The organism is Lysinibacillus sp. EB271-A1-10B (assembly GCF_058791335.1).
Window position 1 is genome coordinate 59,384 of the sequence record NZ_JBYTDL010000009.1, and the last position, 17,963, is coordinate 77,346.

Consider the following 17,963-nt stretch of genomic DNA (forward strand, 5'->3'; position numbering starts at 1 on the left):
AATGAATGAGGGAGGAATAGTATTGGGGAATGTGAATAGAATGAAAAGCCCGTTAGAGAATAGTGAGTGGGCTATTGAAGCACGTGGCATAGTCAAACATTTTGGAGAAAATCGGGCTGTGGATGGTGTCGATCTAAACGTCCGCGCTGGCACTATCTATGGTGTACTTGGTCCTAATGGAGCGGGTAAAACAACGACTATTAGAATGCTAGCGACTCTTCTAAGAGCAGATGCTGGGTCGGCACAAATATTCGGGTATGACATAGTGAAAGAACCACATATTGTACGTCAATTAATTGGCGTCACTGGTCAGTATGCTTCAGTTGACGAGTCACTTAGTGCAACAGAAAATTTAATTATTTTTTCTCATTTGCTAGGATTGGGACGTACAGATGCCCGAAATAAGGCTGCTGAATTACTGGAAGAGTTCGGATTATCAGAAGCTGCAAAACGTCCTTTGAAAAATTTCTCTGGAGGTATGCGTCGTCGTCTGGATTTGGCAGCCAGTCTGATCGCACAGCCACCGTTAATTTTCTTAGATGAGCCGACGACGGGGCTAGATCCACGTACACGTAATCAAATGTGGGATACGATTCGTCGTTTAGTAGATATGGGGTCAACTGTTCTGTTAACGACACAGTATTTGCAAGAGGTAGATGAGCTGGCAGATCGGCTTGCGGTTATAGATCATGGGCGCGTTGTAGCAGAAGGTACAGTCGATGAGCTAAAAGCATCTGTCGGTACTTCATCCTTACATTTGAGCATTCAAAATACACAGGAAATGTTGGCTGCTCGTGAAACAGTAGAACACATACTTCAAGTGAAAACAACCATTTCACAGGATATCGGGAAAATCACTGCCCCAATGGCAGATGTTGACCTAGTTACGGATTTACTGATTGCCCTTCGCCAAAAAGGAATTCAGCTTGACGAGTTCAGTGTACAAAAACCGACCTTAGATGAAGTATTTTTAACAATCACAGGTAACAGTGTGAATGAAAATGGTCCACAACTAGAGGAGGAAAGAGTATGAAAAGTAATACGATAAAACCACTAGTTGGACGGGGATTGTTACGCAAGCCGAGTATCAATCAATCGATAAAAAATTCTTTCACAATGGCCTACCGAGGTGTCTTAAAAATTCGACGTACGCCTGAGCAGTTGTTTGATGTAACACTTCAGCCGATTATTTTCACGCTGATGTTCACCTACATTTTTGGGGGAGCCATTTCGGGGAATGTACAAAACTATTTGCCAGTCATTATTCCAGGAATTCTCGTGCAGACTGTCATCACGACCTCAATCGTCACAGGCGTTCAATTACGGGAAGATATGGATAAAGGAGTGTTCGACCGATTTAAATCATTACCGATCGCCCGCATTGCGCCATTGGCAGGGGCCTTATTGGCCGATACCATTCGATATACAATTGCAACGGTACTTACTTTTACTATGGGATATATTATGGGGTATCGACCAGAAGGTGGATTGGAACACGTTGTACTTGCGGGGCTTTTAGTCATTGTGTGTGCCTGGGCCATAAGCTGGATCTTTGCCTTCTTTGGTGTAATTGCTCGAACAGCTTCGAGTGTACAGGGAATTTCGATGCTTGTCTTGTTTCCATTAACATTTCTTTCAAATGCTTTTGTCCCAGCAGAAACTTTGCCCGATTTCCTACAGTGGTTTGTGAAAATTAATCCTATTTCACATCTCGTGACGGCTGTCAGAGAGCTGACGAATTCAGGAACAATAGGCTGGGATTTATCGACCTCACTTATTGGTGCTGCTGTAGTTGTCGCTATCTTTGCACCACTAACAGTGAAAGCGTATATGCGTAGAACATAAAATCTTTAATGAGTGTGTTTTGAGCAATTAATTGTCAAAACACACTTTTTTATTTCTTAGGAGCTAAAGCTATTATTCCAATAATAGGATAAAATGAAGAGAAAAGGCATAAGTTCAACAAACGGAGGAATGCAATGATGGATAATGAAAAAAGTTCAATTTGGATTGACGCAAGTATTGCTACAGTTTGGCGGGCTGTTACAGAGGAGGAGCAATTGTCGCAATGGTACGCTCCAGATTCAACTTGGGAAATCCCAAAACTAGAGCCTGGAGAAGAGATTGTTTTCACGTTACAGCCAAATGAACAGAATCAGCTTGCAGAGAAATTACCGATGGTGTTGACAATCAAACAGGTAACGCCAAATCGAGAATTTTCGTTTTACTTAGGTATAGAAGAATCACTGATCTCTATTTTATTAGAGGAAAAACAAAATGGCACCACGGTCACTTTTAATACGAGCGGTTACGGGGCATCTCTCGCTAACTTAAAAGCTTTAGTGGAGAGTGATATCCTTTAACATATAAGTTTCATGAAGAATTTGATTTTTTATGAAACTTTTTTATTGTTCAGCAGACTAACAGTAAATGCTTTTATGGGGGCGAGCAACGTGTTAAAAGAACAGAAGGACGCTCACTTATCTAGAGCTATGACAATGCACGGAGATTATTTACTGCGAGTATGCTATACATATGTTCAAGATTGGGCAGTGGCAGAGGATTTGGTTCAAGACACATTTGTTAACTTCTTTCAGCGGTGTTTAAAACACCCGCTGAAAGAAGTTAAAGCCTCCGGCGGATGTCACGGAATCGGAGAGGAGTTCTTTGTGCAAGCACATAGCCGATTTCGGACGCAATTATGCCGAGGCATAATTGATTTAGATGAGAAAATGGAGCAATTTCGTGAAGAAGCTTCCGTCAAAACCTACTTATATCGCATTGCCGTTAACAAGTGTCATAGTTATCTTTCAAGCTGGCGCTATAAAAAAATACAAGTTATTGATTATTGGAGCAAATTAAAGAGCCTATCCGATAATCCTGAAGAGGAAGTATTGATGGGAGAGACGGATGCACTGCTAGTAGCATCGATTGAAAAACTTCCGACGAAATACAAAGACGTACTACTTCTATTTCATTTCGCAGAGTTTTCCTTAAAGGACGTTGCAGAGCTGCTAAAGTTACCAGTAAATACGGTGAAAACACGGTTAAGGCGAGCGCGTCAAATGGTTGGTTTCACGCTATTGGAGGAGGGATTCGAATATGGATCAGATTCGTAATGCCATCAATAAAATGTATAAGGAAGGTAAATTCTCTGGCGAAAGCCATGTAAAAACGTTTCAAAAAATTAATCAAATAACGAAGAAGCGAACACCATTCATCCCAATTATCCTAACAGTTGTCGTATCAGCTTGTCTGATCATTGGTTTAAAAATGATGCTCTTCCAACATGATAGCCAACCAATGACGACGGTGCTTACAGATACAAATCTTTATCCAGAAAAGTCTGGAAGGGTGAAAGACTATAGCTCATTAGCACGACCATGGATGGTAGTAGGATTAGTAAGTGCTGTCTTCTTATTTATTTTTGCCATATTTGCTTTCATGAAAAATTGGTTTTGGCGTGTATTACTATGTACCATTATTATTATTGCCATTTTAGGAAATATGTCTGAACGAATCGGTTATCGTGTTTATGTACAGAATGAAGCTGACATTCAAAATGCTATAAAATGGGGTCCATTTTATCCTAATACGGTAAAAATGAATGATACATTAACGATTCATCAGTATAGAATGGGCTATTTTTCGGAAAATGGCTTTCAAGGTATTTCCATTTTCAAACATGATGGAAAAGGCTATGCACTGGATCACTATATCCAGAGTGAAGTGGATACAATGAGTCCTATTTATTTTAAAAAGATCCATCATCTTGTTATTCCATTACTTAACAATCATAACGTCGAAAAATTAATAATAGACACAGGAGACGAGCGTTTTGAGAAAGCTGTTGATTCGAATGATGCGCAATTAGTATCAGTCCCTCTTAAATCAGAAATAGCTATTTCGCAATTGGTGATACATGCATTGGACCATGAAGGAAATACGTATATTCTTTATAATGCTTCACAAATTTTTACCTATCCATATTCAAAATACTAGTTCACTTTTTTTGAAAGATGACATATTCATTATATAAATTCTCACTACGTCTTAGGTCTTAGACGAATATAAAGCGGAGGGTCGTTTTTAAATATGACAGTTCCTATATAATGAATTTATTGGAATATTATATAGTAGGAGGAAATTACATTGAAAAAATTTATGGGACTTGGTTTGGTTATAAGCGCCTCAATAATTGCGTTATCGGGGTGTAACTCAGTCATACCGGGTAAAACCAAAGATGAAACGATCCTAGTTGAAAAGGATAAAGCAGAAAAGTTGGATGTTGAATTACAACTTGGTATTGGAGAAATAACAGTTAAAAAGGGTGCCAAGGATTGGGTTGAAGGTAATGCTCAATACAATATTGATAAATTTGCACCAAAAGTAAAATATGATTTACGCGGCCAGACAGGAAAAGTAACGATTGAACATAAAGATTCTACAAACGTGCGTTTAGGGAAAATAAAAAATATATGGGATATCGAACTGAATGATGATATTCCAATGGATCTCTCAATCGAAACGGGCGCGTCGGATGCAGAGCTAGATTTACAAGGGTTGCAGCTGGAAAAATTAAATATTGAAACAGGCGTAGGCGATCTTGATGTGAATTTAGGAGGCGATTGGAAAAAAAGCTTCGAAGCGGATATTGAAACTGGTGTTGGGGACACTACTGTCATATTACCATCAAAAGTTGGGGTAAAGCTTACTACGGAAGCTGGCATCGGCAGTTCAAATATAGAAGGTTTCATTTCAAAAGGCAAAGGGGTTTATGTAAACGAAGCGTATGATAAAGCAGATGTAAAAATAGAGGTCAACTCGGAAATCGGAGTTGGCGACATTACTTTTAAATTGGATAAATAAAGAAAATTTTAGTAGGCTACTTTATATGAAGTAGTCTATTTTTTTCGTAGATACATAGGGACGGATAGTAAGATAAAAGAGCGAGGTGTAAGGGCAAAGTCGTGGATAGAAGAGTCAAAATCGTGGATAGAAGAGGTAAAATCGTGGATAGAGCGATCAAAATCGAGGGTAGAACAATCAAAGTCGTGGTTAGAGCGATCACTAATGGATAGAACAGTCAAAGTCGTGGCATAGAAGAGCCGAAATCGTGGATAGAAGAGCCGAAATCGTGGATAGAACAGTCAAAGTCGTGGATAGAAGAGTCAAAATCGTGGATAGAAGAGTCAAAATCGTGGATAGAACGAATAAAATGCACGATAGAAGAACCGAAGTGACGGCGCCCGCCCGGAGTCACTTATTTTATTTATAAAAAGAATTTTATCAAAGTGAAACCTTTTCATAGAGTTATTGACTCTAAGTATTGAAAGGAGGGAATAGCGTGGAACATGACTTATCGATCATCAAACAGGCTATTGCAGGGAATAAGGAAGCGTTTGAGCAACTACTTATTCTAGAGGAAGAAAAATTATTTTATACTGCGCTTTCTTATGTTGGTCAAAAAGAGGATGCTTTGGATGCGATTCAAGAAGCAGCGTGTAAAGCCTTTCTAACCGTTCATCAGCTAAAGCATCCAGAATTTTTTTCTACATGGCTGTTTCGAATTTTAATACATGAGTGCTACCGATTACTAAAAAAAGGGAATAAAATCATCCCCTATGAAGAAAGTGAATTATTAAATCGTTTGCAGGAGCAAGAAAATGTTATTGCGAATCCAATCGATTTATCGGAATCCATACAGCAATTAAATCATTCTCAGCAAATGGCCATCATTTTATTTTATTATCACGATTTACCAATTAAAGAAATAGCAGAAGTAATGGAAAAGCCAGTTAGCACTATTAAAACGTATTTGCATCGTGGAAAAAAACAGTTAAAGCGAGAATTAGAAAGGAGTGCAACGTTGAATGAAAAAGCTATTTAATGAAAACGGTACCCCTCCAGAATTCCCAAGAAATGAGGTACGATCAGCGATTACAAAAGGAATCCAACAAGCAGAGGAGCAAATAAATATGAGTCAAGCCCCTATTCAAATGAAAAGAAGAAGTATACGTAAACCGTTATTATATGTAGCAAGTGCGGCAGCAGCATTTTGTATTATGGTAGGTTCAGCCGCTTATGTATCACCAACATTCGCAAGTACATTATCACAGCTACCAATCGTCGGGTCGGTATTCAGTAACTCTGGCTTCCTTGGGCTAGAACAGGCAAATGAACAAGGGTTAACAAGCTCTATTGGAGAAAAACATACAATTAACGGTATATCCGTAACAATAGATGAAGTCCTTTATGACGCGTCGAATATTACGGTAGGGCTTACAGTTGATTCTGAAAAGAAATTAAGTGATTATTACTTCGGAGCAGGACCAGACTTTACTATAAATGGAAAAAACCCAGAAGTGACTTCTGGTGGCTATGGTGAAAAAGCTTTAAGTTCAACCGTCCGTACAGGCATCGCAAGATTTGAAGTGAAGGATGACATGCCGGATTCATTTGAAATGGGCTTAATGCTAGAAGGGGAAGAGGGGGAGAAATTTGAATTCACAGTACCTGTCAAAAAGATTGCGGATATTATTTATGTTCCGATTAATCATCAGCAACAAGCAGAAGACATTCAACTAGATGTGTCCAAAATTTCATTCAGCCCATCAGGTATAGCCCTTGACTATAAAGCTACCGAAAAGGGTACAATTGATAATGCTCAAGTAGGCGCATCGTTTATAGAATTCCGTATTACCGATCAGAATGGCAAGGAAATTACATCGCATTCAGGTGGGGGAGAAGGTCATTTCGATAATGGTGCATGGAACTTTAGTAGCACCAAGTCCTTTGACCCGATTTCAGACGGTGTTCAAAAATTAACGATTACCCCTTATTTATCGCTTCCTTCAGGCGGAGGTGGTGTTGAAATTGATAAGGATGGTGTAGAAACTGAAATACCATTTGATCCGTCATCACTAAAAGAAGTGAAGTTCCAACCATTTACCGTAGAAGTACCAAAGCAAACTAAATAAACAGTCAAGCGCCAAATACAACCTTTGTATTTGGCGTTTATTTTATGTTAGGTTATAGGGAGCAAGTGTAATGAAGGAGCGAATATATTGAAGATTTTTACATACAAGCAACCAGCGGCAATCGAATCAACAGAGTTAGTAGCAATCGTTAATGAAGCGGGGGAAGTATCGTCTACTGTGCAACGTGTTTATTCAAACGGATTGAAAAAGGCGTTTGACCGCACGATGGACTTTCGTTATTTTGTACGTTTTGATGTGAGCGATGTCGCTGGTCAGGCTCTTTTTACATGTAAGAAGATGTCGCGACGTGGGCGAGTGCATTTTCGAGGGAAGGATTTTGTTACAGGCAAAGATTATATGGTTGCCTATGATGGCTGGCAAATAATGATTCCTGATTTAATCATCACGGATGGATCTCAACAAATAAAACTGAACAAGGAAATGGAGGATTGGTCAGTATTTACTCTTGATGATCAACCGATTGCTCGTTGGCAGGCAGTTTTTTGTGAGACACATTTTGAGATTACGCTGCAAATAGAAGATAACAGCCCTATACAGCATGAAGCCTTTTTTATTGCGATTGGACAGGCCGTGTTGTTTGTAGGAGCGTAATTGTTGGCAGATGTCGATAAATTTGAAAAAGCGTCCGATAAACTGAAATAGTTGGGCGATAAATCTAAAAAGTTAGGCGATAAAACAAAAATATAATGCGATAAATGAAAGCAGACCCTCTACTATTTTAGAGGGTCTGTTGTCATTCAAATATCAATCATTTCATTTGCTAATTTCTTCCGACTAATCCAGTATCCTTGCAGCGTAAAGACAATGAGCGTCGCGGCTAAAAAAACGATGCTCGTCACACTTAATGTGAAGAAGTCATAGTACGTCGGAGCTCCTTCGTCAATAAAGCTCAACATTCTCGTTAACGCTAATCCAAGAATTGTTCCAACTACTAGCCCGTATAACACAAATGATAACACTTGCGTTAAAATCAGCTTGACTAATCCGCTCGGGGAAAGACCAATCAGTCGTTGAATCGCATAATCGCCACGTTTTGAATAAATGGAGTGAAGCAATGTTTGCAATACGCCAAGGCAAGTAGCGGTAATTAAAATAACGAAGACGCCAACAAAAAGGCTCCAGCGCTGGAAGATCATTTCATCGTTTTGCTCGATAAATGTCTCTTTATCAGTAATTTTTAACGCAGGCCAGCGCTCCTGTAAGAAAGCAAGGTCTGCTAATGCCTGCTCTGTATCATCTGCTTCCACCATGATGTCTGTAATTATAGTTGAATCTGATACTATAAAAGAGGACCAATCGACAAACAAATCTATATATTCTTTATAAGAATCAAGGGCTATATCAACGACTATTAATTCACCAATTGGCGCTTCCTGTTGAAGTGTTTCATTAAATGTCCCTGCCATTATATAATCACCAACAGCTAATTGATGTTTTTTGGCAAGTCGTTCTGTAATGATCACCCCATTTTTTAAATCTCCTTCAAAAGCATCAAGCTTTTCTAATTGGACGTATTTTTCAACATCAATGGCCTCGAAATTACTACCTTCCCAGCCATTGTCACCTTCAAGCACTATATAAGGTGCGTTACTTCGTTCATAGGCATAGGACACGCTAGGCAATGCCTCAATTTCTTTAATCAAAGCTGGTGTAATAGTTGGATCTTCTAATTCATTATCAATTTTAATAGATGTTTCATATTGAGAGTTTATATATCGATATGAGTTTTGCTGATTCGTTTTAAATAAAGAGCTACCGAATATTAAAATGACCATTAATCCAACAATACTAAGCACAATGGGCATATTTTTTCGCACCTGTGGCATGAGCTGCTGACACGCTAAGTATGCTTCTTTGCCAAGTACAGCACGAACGGGCTTCAAGGAAATTTTGAATAGTACTGTAAAGAGATACGGCATGATATAGAGTAAAATCCCACAGACGAGCAATGTGCCGATTAAAATCATGAGTGCCCCTTTGCCAGTACTTGTCCCGACTTGATAAGCATTCGCAAATAAGAATAGGGATATGAATGCAACGATGCCCACAACAATCGTTTTCCATTTTGTCCAGCGTAAACTTAAATTTTCATTTTCTATGGCGATTTGTAAAGGTAATAGACTAGCGCTTTTATGAACTTGCCATTGTGTGATTAGTTGCAGCAAGAAAAAACTGGCAACTGCAATCACGATAACAAAGATCATCGGTAAGTCAGTTTTTGCGTCTGGCATTTTCATCAGGGTAATTAGCTGTGGTAGCCAACTTTTTATCACTAATAAACTGACAGATATCCCCAGCAATACGCCAAAGCCAATGATGCTAGATAATTGCAATTGTACTATGCGTCTTACTTGCTTAGTGGATGCGCCAAGTGCACGTAATACCATAAGCTGTTCTTTAATTTTGTAAAATAATAGCTGGAACGTTGATAGTAGTAAGACACTAGAAATAAGTAAGATAAAGAATGACAATACAATTATAAAAATTATTAATGCTTGTAAATTTTTCTTAATTTCATCGTAGTCGCTCATGATATCAACACGTAATGTGTCATCTAACTGTTTCAAATCCGCACCAACTGCGGTTGTAATATTGTCGTTTTCCGTTTTAATGAGGGCAAACATCCCTGCAGTTTGTGCATCACTATTATCCATCCACGTTTTCAACACATCATTTTGAATCAGGATTAAATTAGGACTATCTGTGCCTTTTAGAGGTGGAAGGATTTCTTGGATCGTAAAGGTACCTGTTTCTGCTTCAGCGGAGTTTCCGACTGTTTTATTGAACGTAACGTTTAATGTATCTCCGACATCCTTGTGGAAGAGACGGGCCATATTTTCGGTAATCACAACATCTTCCGGTTCAAGATTCACATTAAAATGATAGCGGCTTTTCACTAAGTCATCGTTTTCAACACCAACAGTATAAAATGATGTGTTTTTTTCATTTTCAATATTTGTATGAGCTAATGACACATTAGAAACTTTTGTTATTCCAGGCATTGATTCGAAATTTTCGATAAGCTGTGAAGTTAACAGCTTATGCTGATCAGGATTATAACCGGCCAGCAAATCCATTTCGCCATATAATGCTTGTATTTCTTCCTTCATTTGACTATTAGCATTCCATATGTAAACACTCATTGTCATGACAAGGCAAATAGAAATGGTAATAATACTTATACTCGTTAATACATTGGCCCACGCTGCACGAAATAGCTTCAGAGCAATGGTACGCATCGTAAACATTACACATCACCTCTAGTAATCAGCTTGAACTTTGATAAAATGCAATCTAAATCCTCTGCTGTTTGCTTATTTTGATAGGAATCCACAATGGCACCATCATGGAAAAATAATACACGGTTTGCATAAGTAGCGACATAAGGGTCATGTGTCACGAGTAAAATAGTTTGATTCATATTGTTTTGCAAGTTTACTAACAGCCCTAAAATTTCATCTGTCGTATTCACATCTAATGCACCAGTCGGTTCATCGGCCAATAAAATTGGCGGATTTGCAATAATGGCGCGTGCTATAGCTACTCGTTGCTTTTGACCACCAGAAAGCTCATTAGGTCGATGCTTTGCCCATGCGGCAATATTGAGCTTTTCCATTATTTGCTGTACACGCACTTTAATCTCTTTACTTGGCACATCATTAAGGATAAGGGGGAGCGCAATATTATCTTCAACTGATAAATCCTTCAACAGATGGAATGATTGAAAGATAAAGCCGATATTCTCTTTACGGAATTTCGATGCTTTTGGCTCTTTATAAATATCATGCGCTTCCTGTCCAAATAAGAATAATGCACCTTCAGTCGGTTCATCGATGGCACTAATCATATTTAGTAGTGTACTTTTACCAGAACCGCTTGTCCCCATAATGGCCACCATTTCACCTTGATAAATCGTACAATGGATATTTTTCAATGCATTAACCGTATGATGCTTTTGTTGAAAGATTTTTGACATTCCCTCAATACGTAACACTTCGGTTAAACGTCCTTCAGGGATTGGAATCGTATTAATAACTCCTTTCAACGGATTGAACCCATTCATCTATATATGCCCCCTTTAATTGTTGTCGTAAAGCTTGTAAACCTCGGCGAATATGAGTTTTCACTGTGCCCTCAGGACATTGTAAAATCACAGCAATATCCTTTACCGAGTAGTCTTGATAAAAGCGTAATAGTAAAACCGTTTTATATTTTTCCTCTAGCTTGCAGAGTGCATGCCATAAATCTAGTTCTTCTTCGATATATGTAGGTGATGTACTATTGAGATCTTCTAATGTATGTGGTTCGACAAGTTGTACAGAGTTTTTCTTGGCAAGATAGGTTTTACAGCAATTAATAATAATGCGCGTTAGCCAGGTAGAAAAATATTGAGGATCCTTTAATTGAGGTAGGCCCTCATACGCACGGATAATGGTCTGTTGAAAAACTTCTACGGCGTCATTTTCATTTTGGACATAAACATAAGCCATTCGATATAGCTTATGTTGCTCTTGTTCAATGAGTTGATAGAAAGCTTGCTCATCTCCGTTTTGTGCTAACTGTACTAAAGATTGTTGCTTTGTAGTAATGAAAATCGCCTCCTTCCGACTATTAGACTTGGCAAATCATCATTTCGATTCAAGTTTTTTTATTTTATTGGAAATTTAGTGGATTATCACCATAACTTAGGGTTGATTTCCATTCCTCTAATGCTAATCTCCAAGTCTTGAACGAAGATCACTTATATACATAGCATAAGTTTTAATCAACGATTCCCTAAATTTTGGTTTTGTTCTAATTTCGCTATAATACCATTAATAGGTGGAAGGGATGGAGTTTTAAAAATAAAAACGAAAAATAACTAGCTAGAAGCATTTCAGAATAAAGGTACAAGGTGATAAAAATTGCTGTACATAAGATGCGTATTTTCAATCTGCTTTGTTTAGCAACAAGAAAATAGATACATATAGAAGGAATCTACCTACCTTTACTAGAAGGTCATATATACACAATCATAAAGGGGTGATTCGTTGCGATTAACGAAAGGGATTTCTGGTTTTGATGCAGATCATCTAATCGAACAAGATATGCGTACTTTCCAGTCGATGGTTTATCATTTAGTGACAAGCGAACAACGAGCAAAAGCTGTGCAATTTATCGATCAGCCTCATGTTGTTTATATGCAAGCGGTGATTCAACTGGAGGATGAGCGTTTGACCATTCTCCATCATAGGCTGATGCCTTATATTGCATTTGCTAAGTTTGATGAAGAGCTAAGCTTTCAATTTTTAACAAAAACTCACTTACACAAATATTTTCCGATGCGTAAATGTCTTACATCTGATACATTAAACACATTATTGACGCAAGATAAGGATTTGCACAGTTTATCTGAGGTGGAATGGAACTATATTTCACACTTTGACAGCAAAACTATAGGGGATGTTATTTTTAACTATTGGGATTAATTTTTTATTAGAAGGAACAGCTTGATTTTTAATGCTGTTCTTTTTATATGTGTTAAAAGTACTACTTTTATCGTTCTGGTAGTCCATCTGATTTATTTTTTAATTCTATAATCTGCTATAAATTACATAAAAATTAACTAGTTATTTCATTTAATATATAAAAAATTCCTGATTCATCCAAGTTCGTCTTTAAAGTGGTAGATTACTATTGGTATTCAAATTTTGATAAAGTACATATTTGCATTGGAAAATAAGGAGAATTTGAAATGAATTTTAAGTCTATTAGTAAAAGAATTGTTTTTTCCTTCAGCATTGTTATAGCAATCGTCGTTTTATACATTGGCTACAATTACTATGCAATAAAACAAAGCAACAGCGCGACGGAAGAAATCGTTGATGAAGAATTGCAATTACTAATTGCAGATTATGAACAAGCTCAAACGATTTCGCTCAGAATTGCTGCAGCTAGAGGGTATGTACTTTCTGGCGAAGAAAAGTATAAGAAGATTTTTGAAGATACTGTAAAGCATGCTGTTGAGAACGAACAAAAGCGTTTAGAAATTACAAAGACAGGAGATTTCGGCAAAATTGCGGAAATGGCGAAGGAATGGAATAGCTATGTTGAAAAAGAGGTATTTGATGTTTATGATCGAGGTCAGAAGGAACTAGCAACGAAAAATTTAGCTTCTATGAATGAAAAAGTGACGGAAATACGTGAAGGCTATGAAGGATTAGCCGAGCATCGTAAGCAATCGATTAATGCGACTGGCGCAGACATTATCAGTGCAGGAAACACTAAGCAGCTGATTGGTATCATCGTTGGTGTTATGATTGTTATCGTTTCTATCCTGATTGCATTGTTAAGTGCTCGACTGATTTCTAGACCAATCATCGCTGTGACAAATCGTATGCAACGAATTACTGAAGGTGACTTAAGTGAGCCTGCACTTGTTGTGAAATCCAAAGATGAGGTAGGACTGCTTACAGAAGCGACTAATAAGATGTCCGATATTTTGAATCGATTATTAAAGCAAATTCAAACCGTTTCTAATGACGTAGCTGCGCATAGTGAAGAGCTTATGCAATCGTCGACAGAAGTGAAAACAGGTACGGAACAAATTGTTGATACAGTTACTGAAATTGCAAGTGGCACAGAAGTGCAGGCGAGCAATGCATCAGATGTAGCGACAACAATGACAGAATTCACCTTAAAGGTGACAGATGTCAACAATAGTAGTACAGATGTTCAGCAATATTCCCAACATGTTATGGCCTTAACAAAAGAGGGCCAAAGTTTAATGGACGCCTCAACTGCACAAATGAGTTCCATTCATCATATTGTGAAAGATTCTGTTTACAAAGTGGATGAACTGAGTAAACAAACACAGGAAATTTCAAAAATCGTAGCTGTCATACAGGATATTGCTGCACAAACGAATTTACTAGCACTAAATGCAGCAATCGAAGCGGCTCGCGCAGGGGAGCATGGTAAAGGGTTTGCGGTCGTTGCAGACGAGGTGCGTAAACTTGCAGAACAAGTAGCCGTTTCCGTAGATGATATAACAGGCATTGTTCAAAAAATCCAACAAGATTCTAACACGGTAACATCCTCACTAGAAACTGGCTATCATGAGGTCGAAAAAGGCACGGCGCAAATCGCAACTACAAATGAAACATTCAACCAGATTGCAGAGGCCGTTTACGCCATGTCAACGAATATTGATGGCGTGATGACGAAGCTAGAAGAGGTAGTACAAAATACCGTTACGATTAATAAATCAGTGGACGAAATTGCCGCTGTATCAGAACAATCTGCTGCAGGCATCCAAGAAACTTCAGCAACAATCGAACAAGCTTCAAGCTCTATGGACGAAATCAAAAATAGTTCAGCCAATTTAGCGGGTATGGCAGAAAATTTAAATGACCTTGTTAGGAAGTTTAAATTGTAATTAAATGTATTGTATTTTGTAGCAATTGAATTATGTAAATCGGTTAAACCAGCAATCGACGAGAAAATCGTGTGATTGCTGGTTTTATTTTATTATGTGGTTTAGGAAGAAGGGTGAAATTTAAGAGTAAATACCTTTATCAAATATAGTATTGTCGCAATAAATAAAAGTTGATCATAAATTATTTATCCAAAAATTGAATAACAGGAAGTTCAATGAGGCTATAAATAATATAAAACCGACAATTAATTTCATGTGTTCATGAATAAGCTTCGATAAGGAGTGTGGAGATGGCGACACTTGTTGTAAAGAGAGGTATTATGTACAAATACCAAAGCATTGGGCAGGCGATTCAAGAAGCAAAGCCGGGAGATTTTATTGAAATCCGGGAGGGGATTTATGAAGAAAGCTTTGAAATTTCCCAAAGGCTTACATTGTATGGAGTAGGAAATGTAATCATTAAAGGTGGCGTGTTTATACGTTATCAAACACTTGTGAATATGCGAAATTTGCGTTTTACGCAAGGGCAGGGTATTTATGTAAAGGGAGATTTACAGCTAGAAAACTGTGTCATTGAGCAGCAAATGGTGCAAACACAAGTAACTGTGAGCTTCGGAAGTTTAATGATGAAAAATGTTGATGTTTTAGCGAGTCCTATCAATCATGTTGGCTTACGTATTGATAATGGTTCGAGTGTTATTCTTGTGGATACGACTATCCAGCATCATAAGAAGGCTCAAATTATGGTGCAAAATAGTGAAATCACTTTGACGAATTGCATGCTGTTGGAAGGGCGAGCGAATGGCATTTATGCAATACGAAATGTGAAAATGGAGTTGGTGGATTGTGAAATTCATGGACATCAAAAGGCCCAAATTGTTGCAGCCTCCAGTTCAATTTCAATGATGAATACGCTTATTCACCAAGGGGAAAGTATAGGGGTCCAGGTTTTTGAGAACACGAAGCTATCGATGGATGGCTGTGAAATCAAGCAACATCAAGACACGCATCTAGTTGTTCATCAAAGTGAGTTATTCGTGACGGATTCTATCTTTTCTGATGGAGTGGGAAATGGCCTTTTTCTTGGCGAGAAATCAAAGGCGATATTGTACGATTGTAAGATTCATCGGCATGTTAAATCTCAGTTGTTAATTGAAAATAGTAAAGTGGAGTTTCGTACATGTAGAATAGAAAAAGGAGAGGCGACGGGAGTAACGGTTGTTAATGAAGCAGATGTATCGATGACAGAATGTAATATCCAAGAACACCCGCAATTTCAAATGATTGTTGACGCCAGCGGGCTAATGCTCAATCAGTGCATGATTCAAATTGGGCAGGCAGGTGGTATTTATGGCAATGATCACGCTAAGATTACGCTCCAGAATACCATAATTCGAGAGCTCGAAAGTCACCATATTTATATTAACAATGCTCGGCTCTTTACTGATAATTGTACTTTTGAACATATTCGTGCGAATGCGATTACTTGTATTGATGCAATTTTTGAAATAGCAAATAGTAAATTTAAAAACTGTTATGAAGGTCCGTATGCAATCGTTTGGTCTGATCAGTCAATGGGCCGTTTTAAGCATTGTACGATTGATGAAGCAGATCGTCCATTTTTAGCGGTGTCCAATCAATCTTTACTTGAGATGGTGTATACAGATCTAGTTACTGTTAATATACCCTCTATTGTACAGGGGAAAAGTCAATTATTTATCGAAGGGTATACGAACAAGACATTGTGGAAGAGTGATTCATCGTCGAGAATAGTTTATTTGGCAGCCAATACTAAAACAAAGCACAGTGTAATAAATCAAGCAGAAGCAACCGACATGCAAATACTGGACGAAAGATTACGAATACAAGTTGAAAATTTACAAAAACTTAACATTATTACCTCGACGAATAATGTTAATAAAACAGTATAGTAACCGAATAAAAAAGTAGGATAAGTAGTTTCAATTATTTTGAAATTACTTTTTTTTCTGGGGTAAAAGTACTGTAATAATGAGGTAATTAAATATGATGGATACGTATAAAGACACTTCTTCATTGTTCAGAGCCATTTATATTTGCATGTAAACGGTTTCTTTATAATGTTTTTTACACTGTAGCGCCGAATTATAAAATTCGACAAAAGCACTTGTTATTTTTATAATAGAATTAGTGAATAACAAGTATCGATCTAGGTATTGTATTGAAATTATTATTAAATAACAATGTTTTTTTGCAGAGGTTAAAATTTTATTATATTTAAGTAGATTTTGGATTGTTTAATTTGTATATGTTATCTTATAATCAGGGGAAAAAGTTCATGGAATGCTTTACTAGTTCGTTGTTTTAGAAATATGAATAATGATTGTAAAATAATAATTGGATGAAGTAGAGGTGGAAAAGGAATGTTTGGGCTGACAAAAGAAGAGATTATGTTAATGCTTGAGAAGGCAGGATTAGAGGAGATACAAAAAAATGCAATTGCGGACATCCTGCATCTTAACAATTTGCGAATCGAGCAACAACTTGCATTTATTATCCATTTAGTAATGGACGAGCGCGAAAGAAGTATTGCTAACAATACATATTTAAATTAGAAAATGTTGTAGGATAAGTAGCTATCTTTTTTACATAAACCATATAGTTTGTAATCGAATGACAAGCTGTGTGAAAAATAATAAACCTTTAATACAATTATATTATCCTACTTATAGATGAATAAAATCACAAGTGCTATTTCATAAAAGCACTTGTGATTTTTTTTAACATTAATCTCCGTTATGAATGGTAAAATTTGAAACTTTTTTATTTTTCAGAACGTAAAGAGATTAGATAGAAAAGAACGGGGAGGGGAGTAGTTTGAAGCAAGCGTTAATGATACTTGATATTCAAAATGATTACTTTAGTGACCAAGCGAGAATACCTGTAGCAAAGCATCAAATTGAGCCAACTTTAAATAGCATAAATGGTCTTATAAAAGATGCTGAAAAATCAAATGTTCCAGTTATCTATATTAGTAATGAGTTTGAGCGAACGCATGTACTTTCGAATCTTTTAAGAAAATTCACAGCTTTAAAAGGAAGTAAGGGTGCTGAATTGGATGAACGATTATTAAGAGTTGAGGGTATGTACTTTTCAAAAAATAAAGCGGATGCATTTAATAATCCCAGCTTAGTAACTTATTTAAAAAATAATGAAATAAACGAATGTATAGGAACGAGGATTTTATCTTTATTCAGTAGGTGTTCAAACACCTACTAAATAAAGATAAAGCCTCCGGCGGATGTCACGGATTTTGAAAGGAGTGAATTGTGCGTACACAATTCAAAATCCGGACGCAATTACGCCAAGGCGAAATTGATAGAAGGCTGTGTCACAGCAACGGTGAAAGGGGCTCTAGCTAGAAATTTTGCTGTAACTGTTGTGAGCGATGCAGTAGCAGGAGCTACAGATCAAAGTAAGGAAGCGGCCTTAACAAAGCTAGCTACACAAGACCTCTTAATCCTTACTTCACAGCACGTATTTGAAAGATGACAAGGGGGAATTTT

Annotated in this window: 16 protein-coding genes and 1 pseudogene; 14 read left to right on the top strand and 3 right to left on the bottom strand. The window is 37.4% G+C overall.

Annotated elements, in window-relative coordinates; all coding sequences use genetic code 11:
- Positions 1 to 40: 40 nt before the first annotated feature.
- The 9 genes from AC3WSK_RS13525 (at position 41) to AC3WSK_RS13565 (ending at position 7,592) form a co-directional block, all read left to right on the top strand.
- Positions 41 to 1,033, top strand: a complete 993-nt coding sequence (locus AC3WSK_RS13525; protein ID WP_492414010.1) for an ATP-binding cassette domain-containing protein — start codon at positions 41 to 43, stop codon at positions 1,031 to 1,033.
- Positions 1,030 to 1,845: an ABC transporter permease gene (locus AC3WSK_RS13530; protein WP_492413925.1), complete on the top strand. Its 816-nt coding sequence runs from the start codon at positions 1,030 to 1,032 to the stop codon at positions 1,843 to 1,845. Before AC3WSK_RS13525 ends, AC3WSK_RS13530 begins: the two co-directional genes overlap by 4 nt.
- Positions 1,846 to 1,979: 134 nt before the next feature.
- Entirely contained in the window at positions 1,980 to 2,363 is a 384-nt protein-coding gene (locus AC3WSK_RS13535; RefSeq protein ID WP_427484291.1) for an SRPBCC family protein, read from the top strand.
- A 90-nt stretch (positions 2,364 to 2,453) separates the two neighbouring features.
- Complete coding sequence (locus AC3WSK_RS13540) at positions 2,454 to 3,119, top strand: sigma-70 family RNA polymerase sigma factor (RefSeq protein ID WP_492413923.1); 666 nt, start codon at positions 2,454 to 2,456, stop codon at positions 3,117 to 3,119.
- Positions 3,103 to 4,002 carry a hypothetical protein gene (locus AC3WSK_RS13545; RefSeq protein WP_492413921.1) on the top strand — a complete coding sequence of 300 codons (900 nt, stop codon included), beginning with the start codon at positions 3,103 to 3,105 and terminating at the stop codon, positions 4,000 to 4,002. The genes AC3WSK_RS13540 and AC3WSK_RS13545 overlap by 17 nt, the downstream gene beginning before the upstream one ends.
- 150 nt (positions 4,003 to 4,152) lie before the next feature.
- A complete protein-coding gene (locus AC3WSK_RS13550) occupies positions 4,153 to 4,869 on the top strand; it encodes a toast rack family protein (protein ID WP_427484287.1) in 717 nt (238 codons plus the stop codon).
- Between the two features lie 478 nt (positions 4,870 to 5,347).
- A complete protein-coding gene (locus AC3WSK_RS13555; protein ID WP_079560933.1) occupies positions 5,348 to 5,890 on the top strand; it encodes a sigma-70 family RNA polymerase sigma factor in 543 nt (180 codons plus the stop codon).
- A complete protein-coding gene (locus AC3WSK_RS13560) occupies positions 5,874 to 6,980 on the top strand; it encodes a DUF4179 domain-containing protein (protein ID WP_492413918.1) in 1,107 nt (368 codons plus the stop codon). The genes AC3WSK_RS13555 and AC3WSK_RS13560 overlap by 17 nt, the downstream gene beginning before the upstream one ends.
- 87 nt (positions 6,981 to 7,067) lie before the next feature.
- Positions 7,068 to 7,592, top strand: a complete 525-nt coding sequence (locus AC3WSK_RS13565; RefSeq protein WP_492413916.1) for a tubby C-terminal domain-like protein — start codon at positions 7,068 to 7,070, stop codon at positions 7,590 to 7,592.
- 146 nt (positions 7,593 to 7,738) lie between these two features.
- On the opposite strand, the gene AC3WSK_RS13570 is transcribed toward AC3WSK_RS13565, so the two are convergent.
- From AC3WSK_RS13570 to AC3WSK_RS13580, 3 genes are read right to left on the bottom strand one after another with little or no spacing between them, the layout of a single operon-like run.
- A complete protein-coding gene (locus tag AC3WSK_RS13570) occupies positions 7,739 to 10,249 on the bottom strand; it encodes an ABC transporter permease (RefSeq protein WP_492413914.1) in 2,511 nt (836 codons plus the stop codon).
- The gene (locus tag AC3WSK_RS13575; protein ID WP_427484342.1) at positions 10,249 to 10,977 is read right to left on the bottom strand and encodes an ABC transporter ATP-binding protein; all 729 of its coding nucleotides are present in this window, start codon (positions 10,975 to 10,977) and stop codon (positions 10,249 to 10,251) included. Before AC3WSK_RS13575 ends, AC3WSK_RS13570 begins: the two co-directional genes overlap by 1 nt.
- Positions 10,978 to 11,029: 52 nt before the next feature.
- Positions 11,030 to 11,596 (bottom strand): sigma-70 family RNA polymerase sigma factor, encoded by a 567-nt coding sequence (locus tag AC3WSK_RS13580; RefSeq protein WP_346426986.1) that lies wholly within the window; start codon positions 11,594 to 11,596, stop codon positions 11,030 to 11,032.
- A 435-nt stretch (positions 11,597 to 12,031) separates the two neighbouring features.
- Between AC3WSK_RS13580 and AC3WSK_RS13585 the strand changes: the two genes are divergently transcribed.
- The 5 genes and pseudogenes from AC3WSK_RS13585 (at position 12,032) to AC3WSK_RS13605 (ending at position 17,949) form a co-directional block, all read left to right on the top strand.
- Positions 12,032 to 12,469 carry a hypothetical protein gene (locus tag AC3WSK_RS13585; protein ID WP_079560939.1) on the top strand — a complete coding sequence of 146 codons (438 nt, stop codon included), beginning with the start codon at positions 12,032 to 12,034 and terminating at the stop codon, positions 12,467 to 12,469.
- A gap of 266 nt (positions 12,470 to 12,735) precedes the next feature.
- Positions 12,736 to 14,418 (top strand): methyl-accepting chemotaxis protein, encoded by a 1,683-nt coding sequence (locus AC3WSK_RS13590; RefSeq protein WP_492413912.1) that lies wholly within the window; start codon positions 12,736 to 12,738, stop codon positions 14,416 to 14,418.
- Between the two features lie 290 nt (positions 14,419 to 14,708).
- On the top strand, positions 14,709 to 16,349 hold the full coding sequence (locus tag AC3WSK_RS13595; protein ID WP_492413910.1) for a right-handed parallel beta-helix repeat-containing protein: 1,641 nt from the start codon (positions 14,709 to 14,711) through the stop codon (positions 16,347 to 16,349).
- Between the two features lie 471 nt (positions 16,350 to 16,820).
- Positions 16,821 to 17,012, top strand: a complete 192-nt coding sequence (locus AC3WSK_RS13600) for a hypothetical protein (RefSeq protein WP_079560942.1) — start codon at positions 16,821 to 16,823, stop codon at positions 17,010 to 17,012.
- 277 nt (positions 17,013 to 17,289) lie between these two features.
- A pseudogene (locus tag AC3WSK_RS13605) lies at positions 17,290 to 17,949 on the top strand (cysteine hydrolase family protein).
- The last annotated feature ends 14 nt before the right edge of the window (positions 17,950 to 17,963 follow it).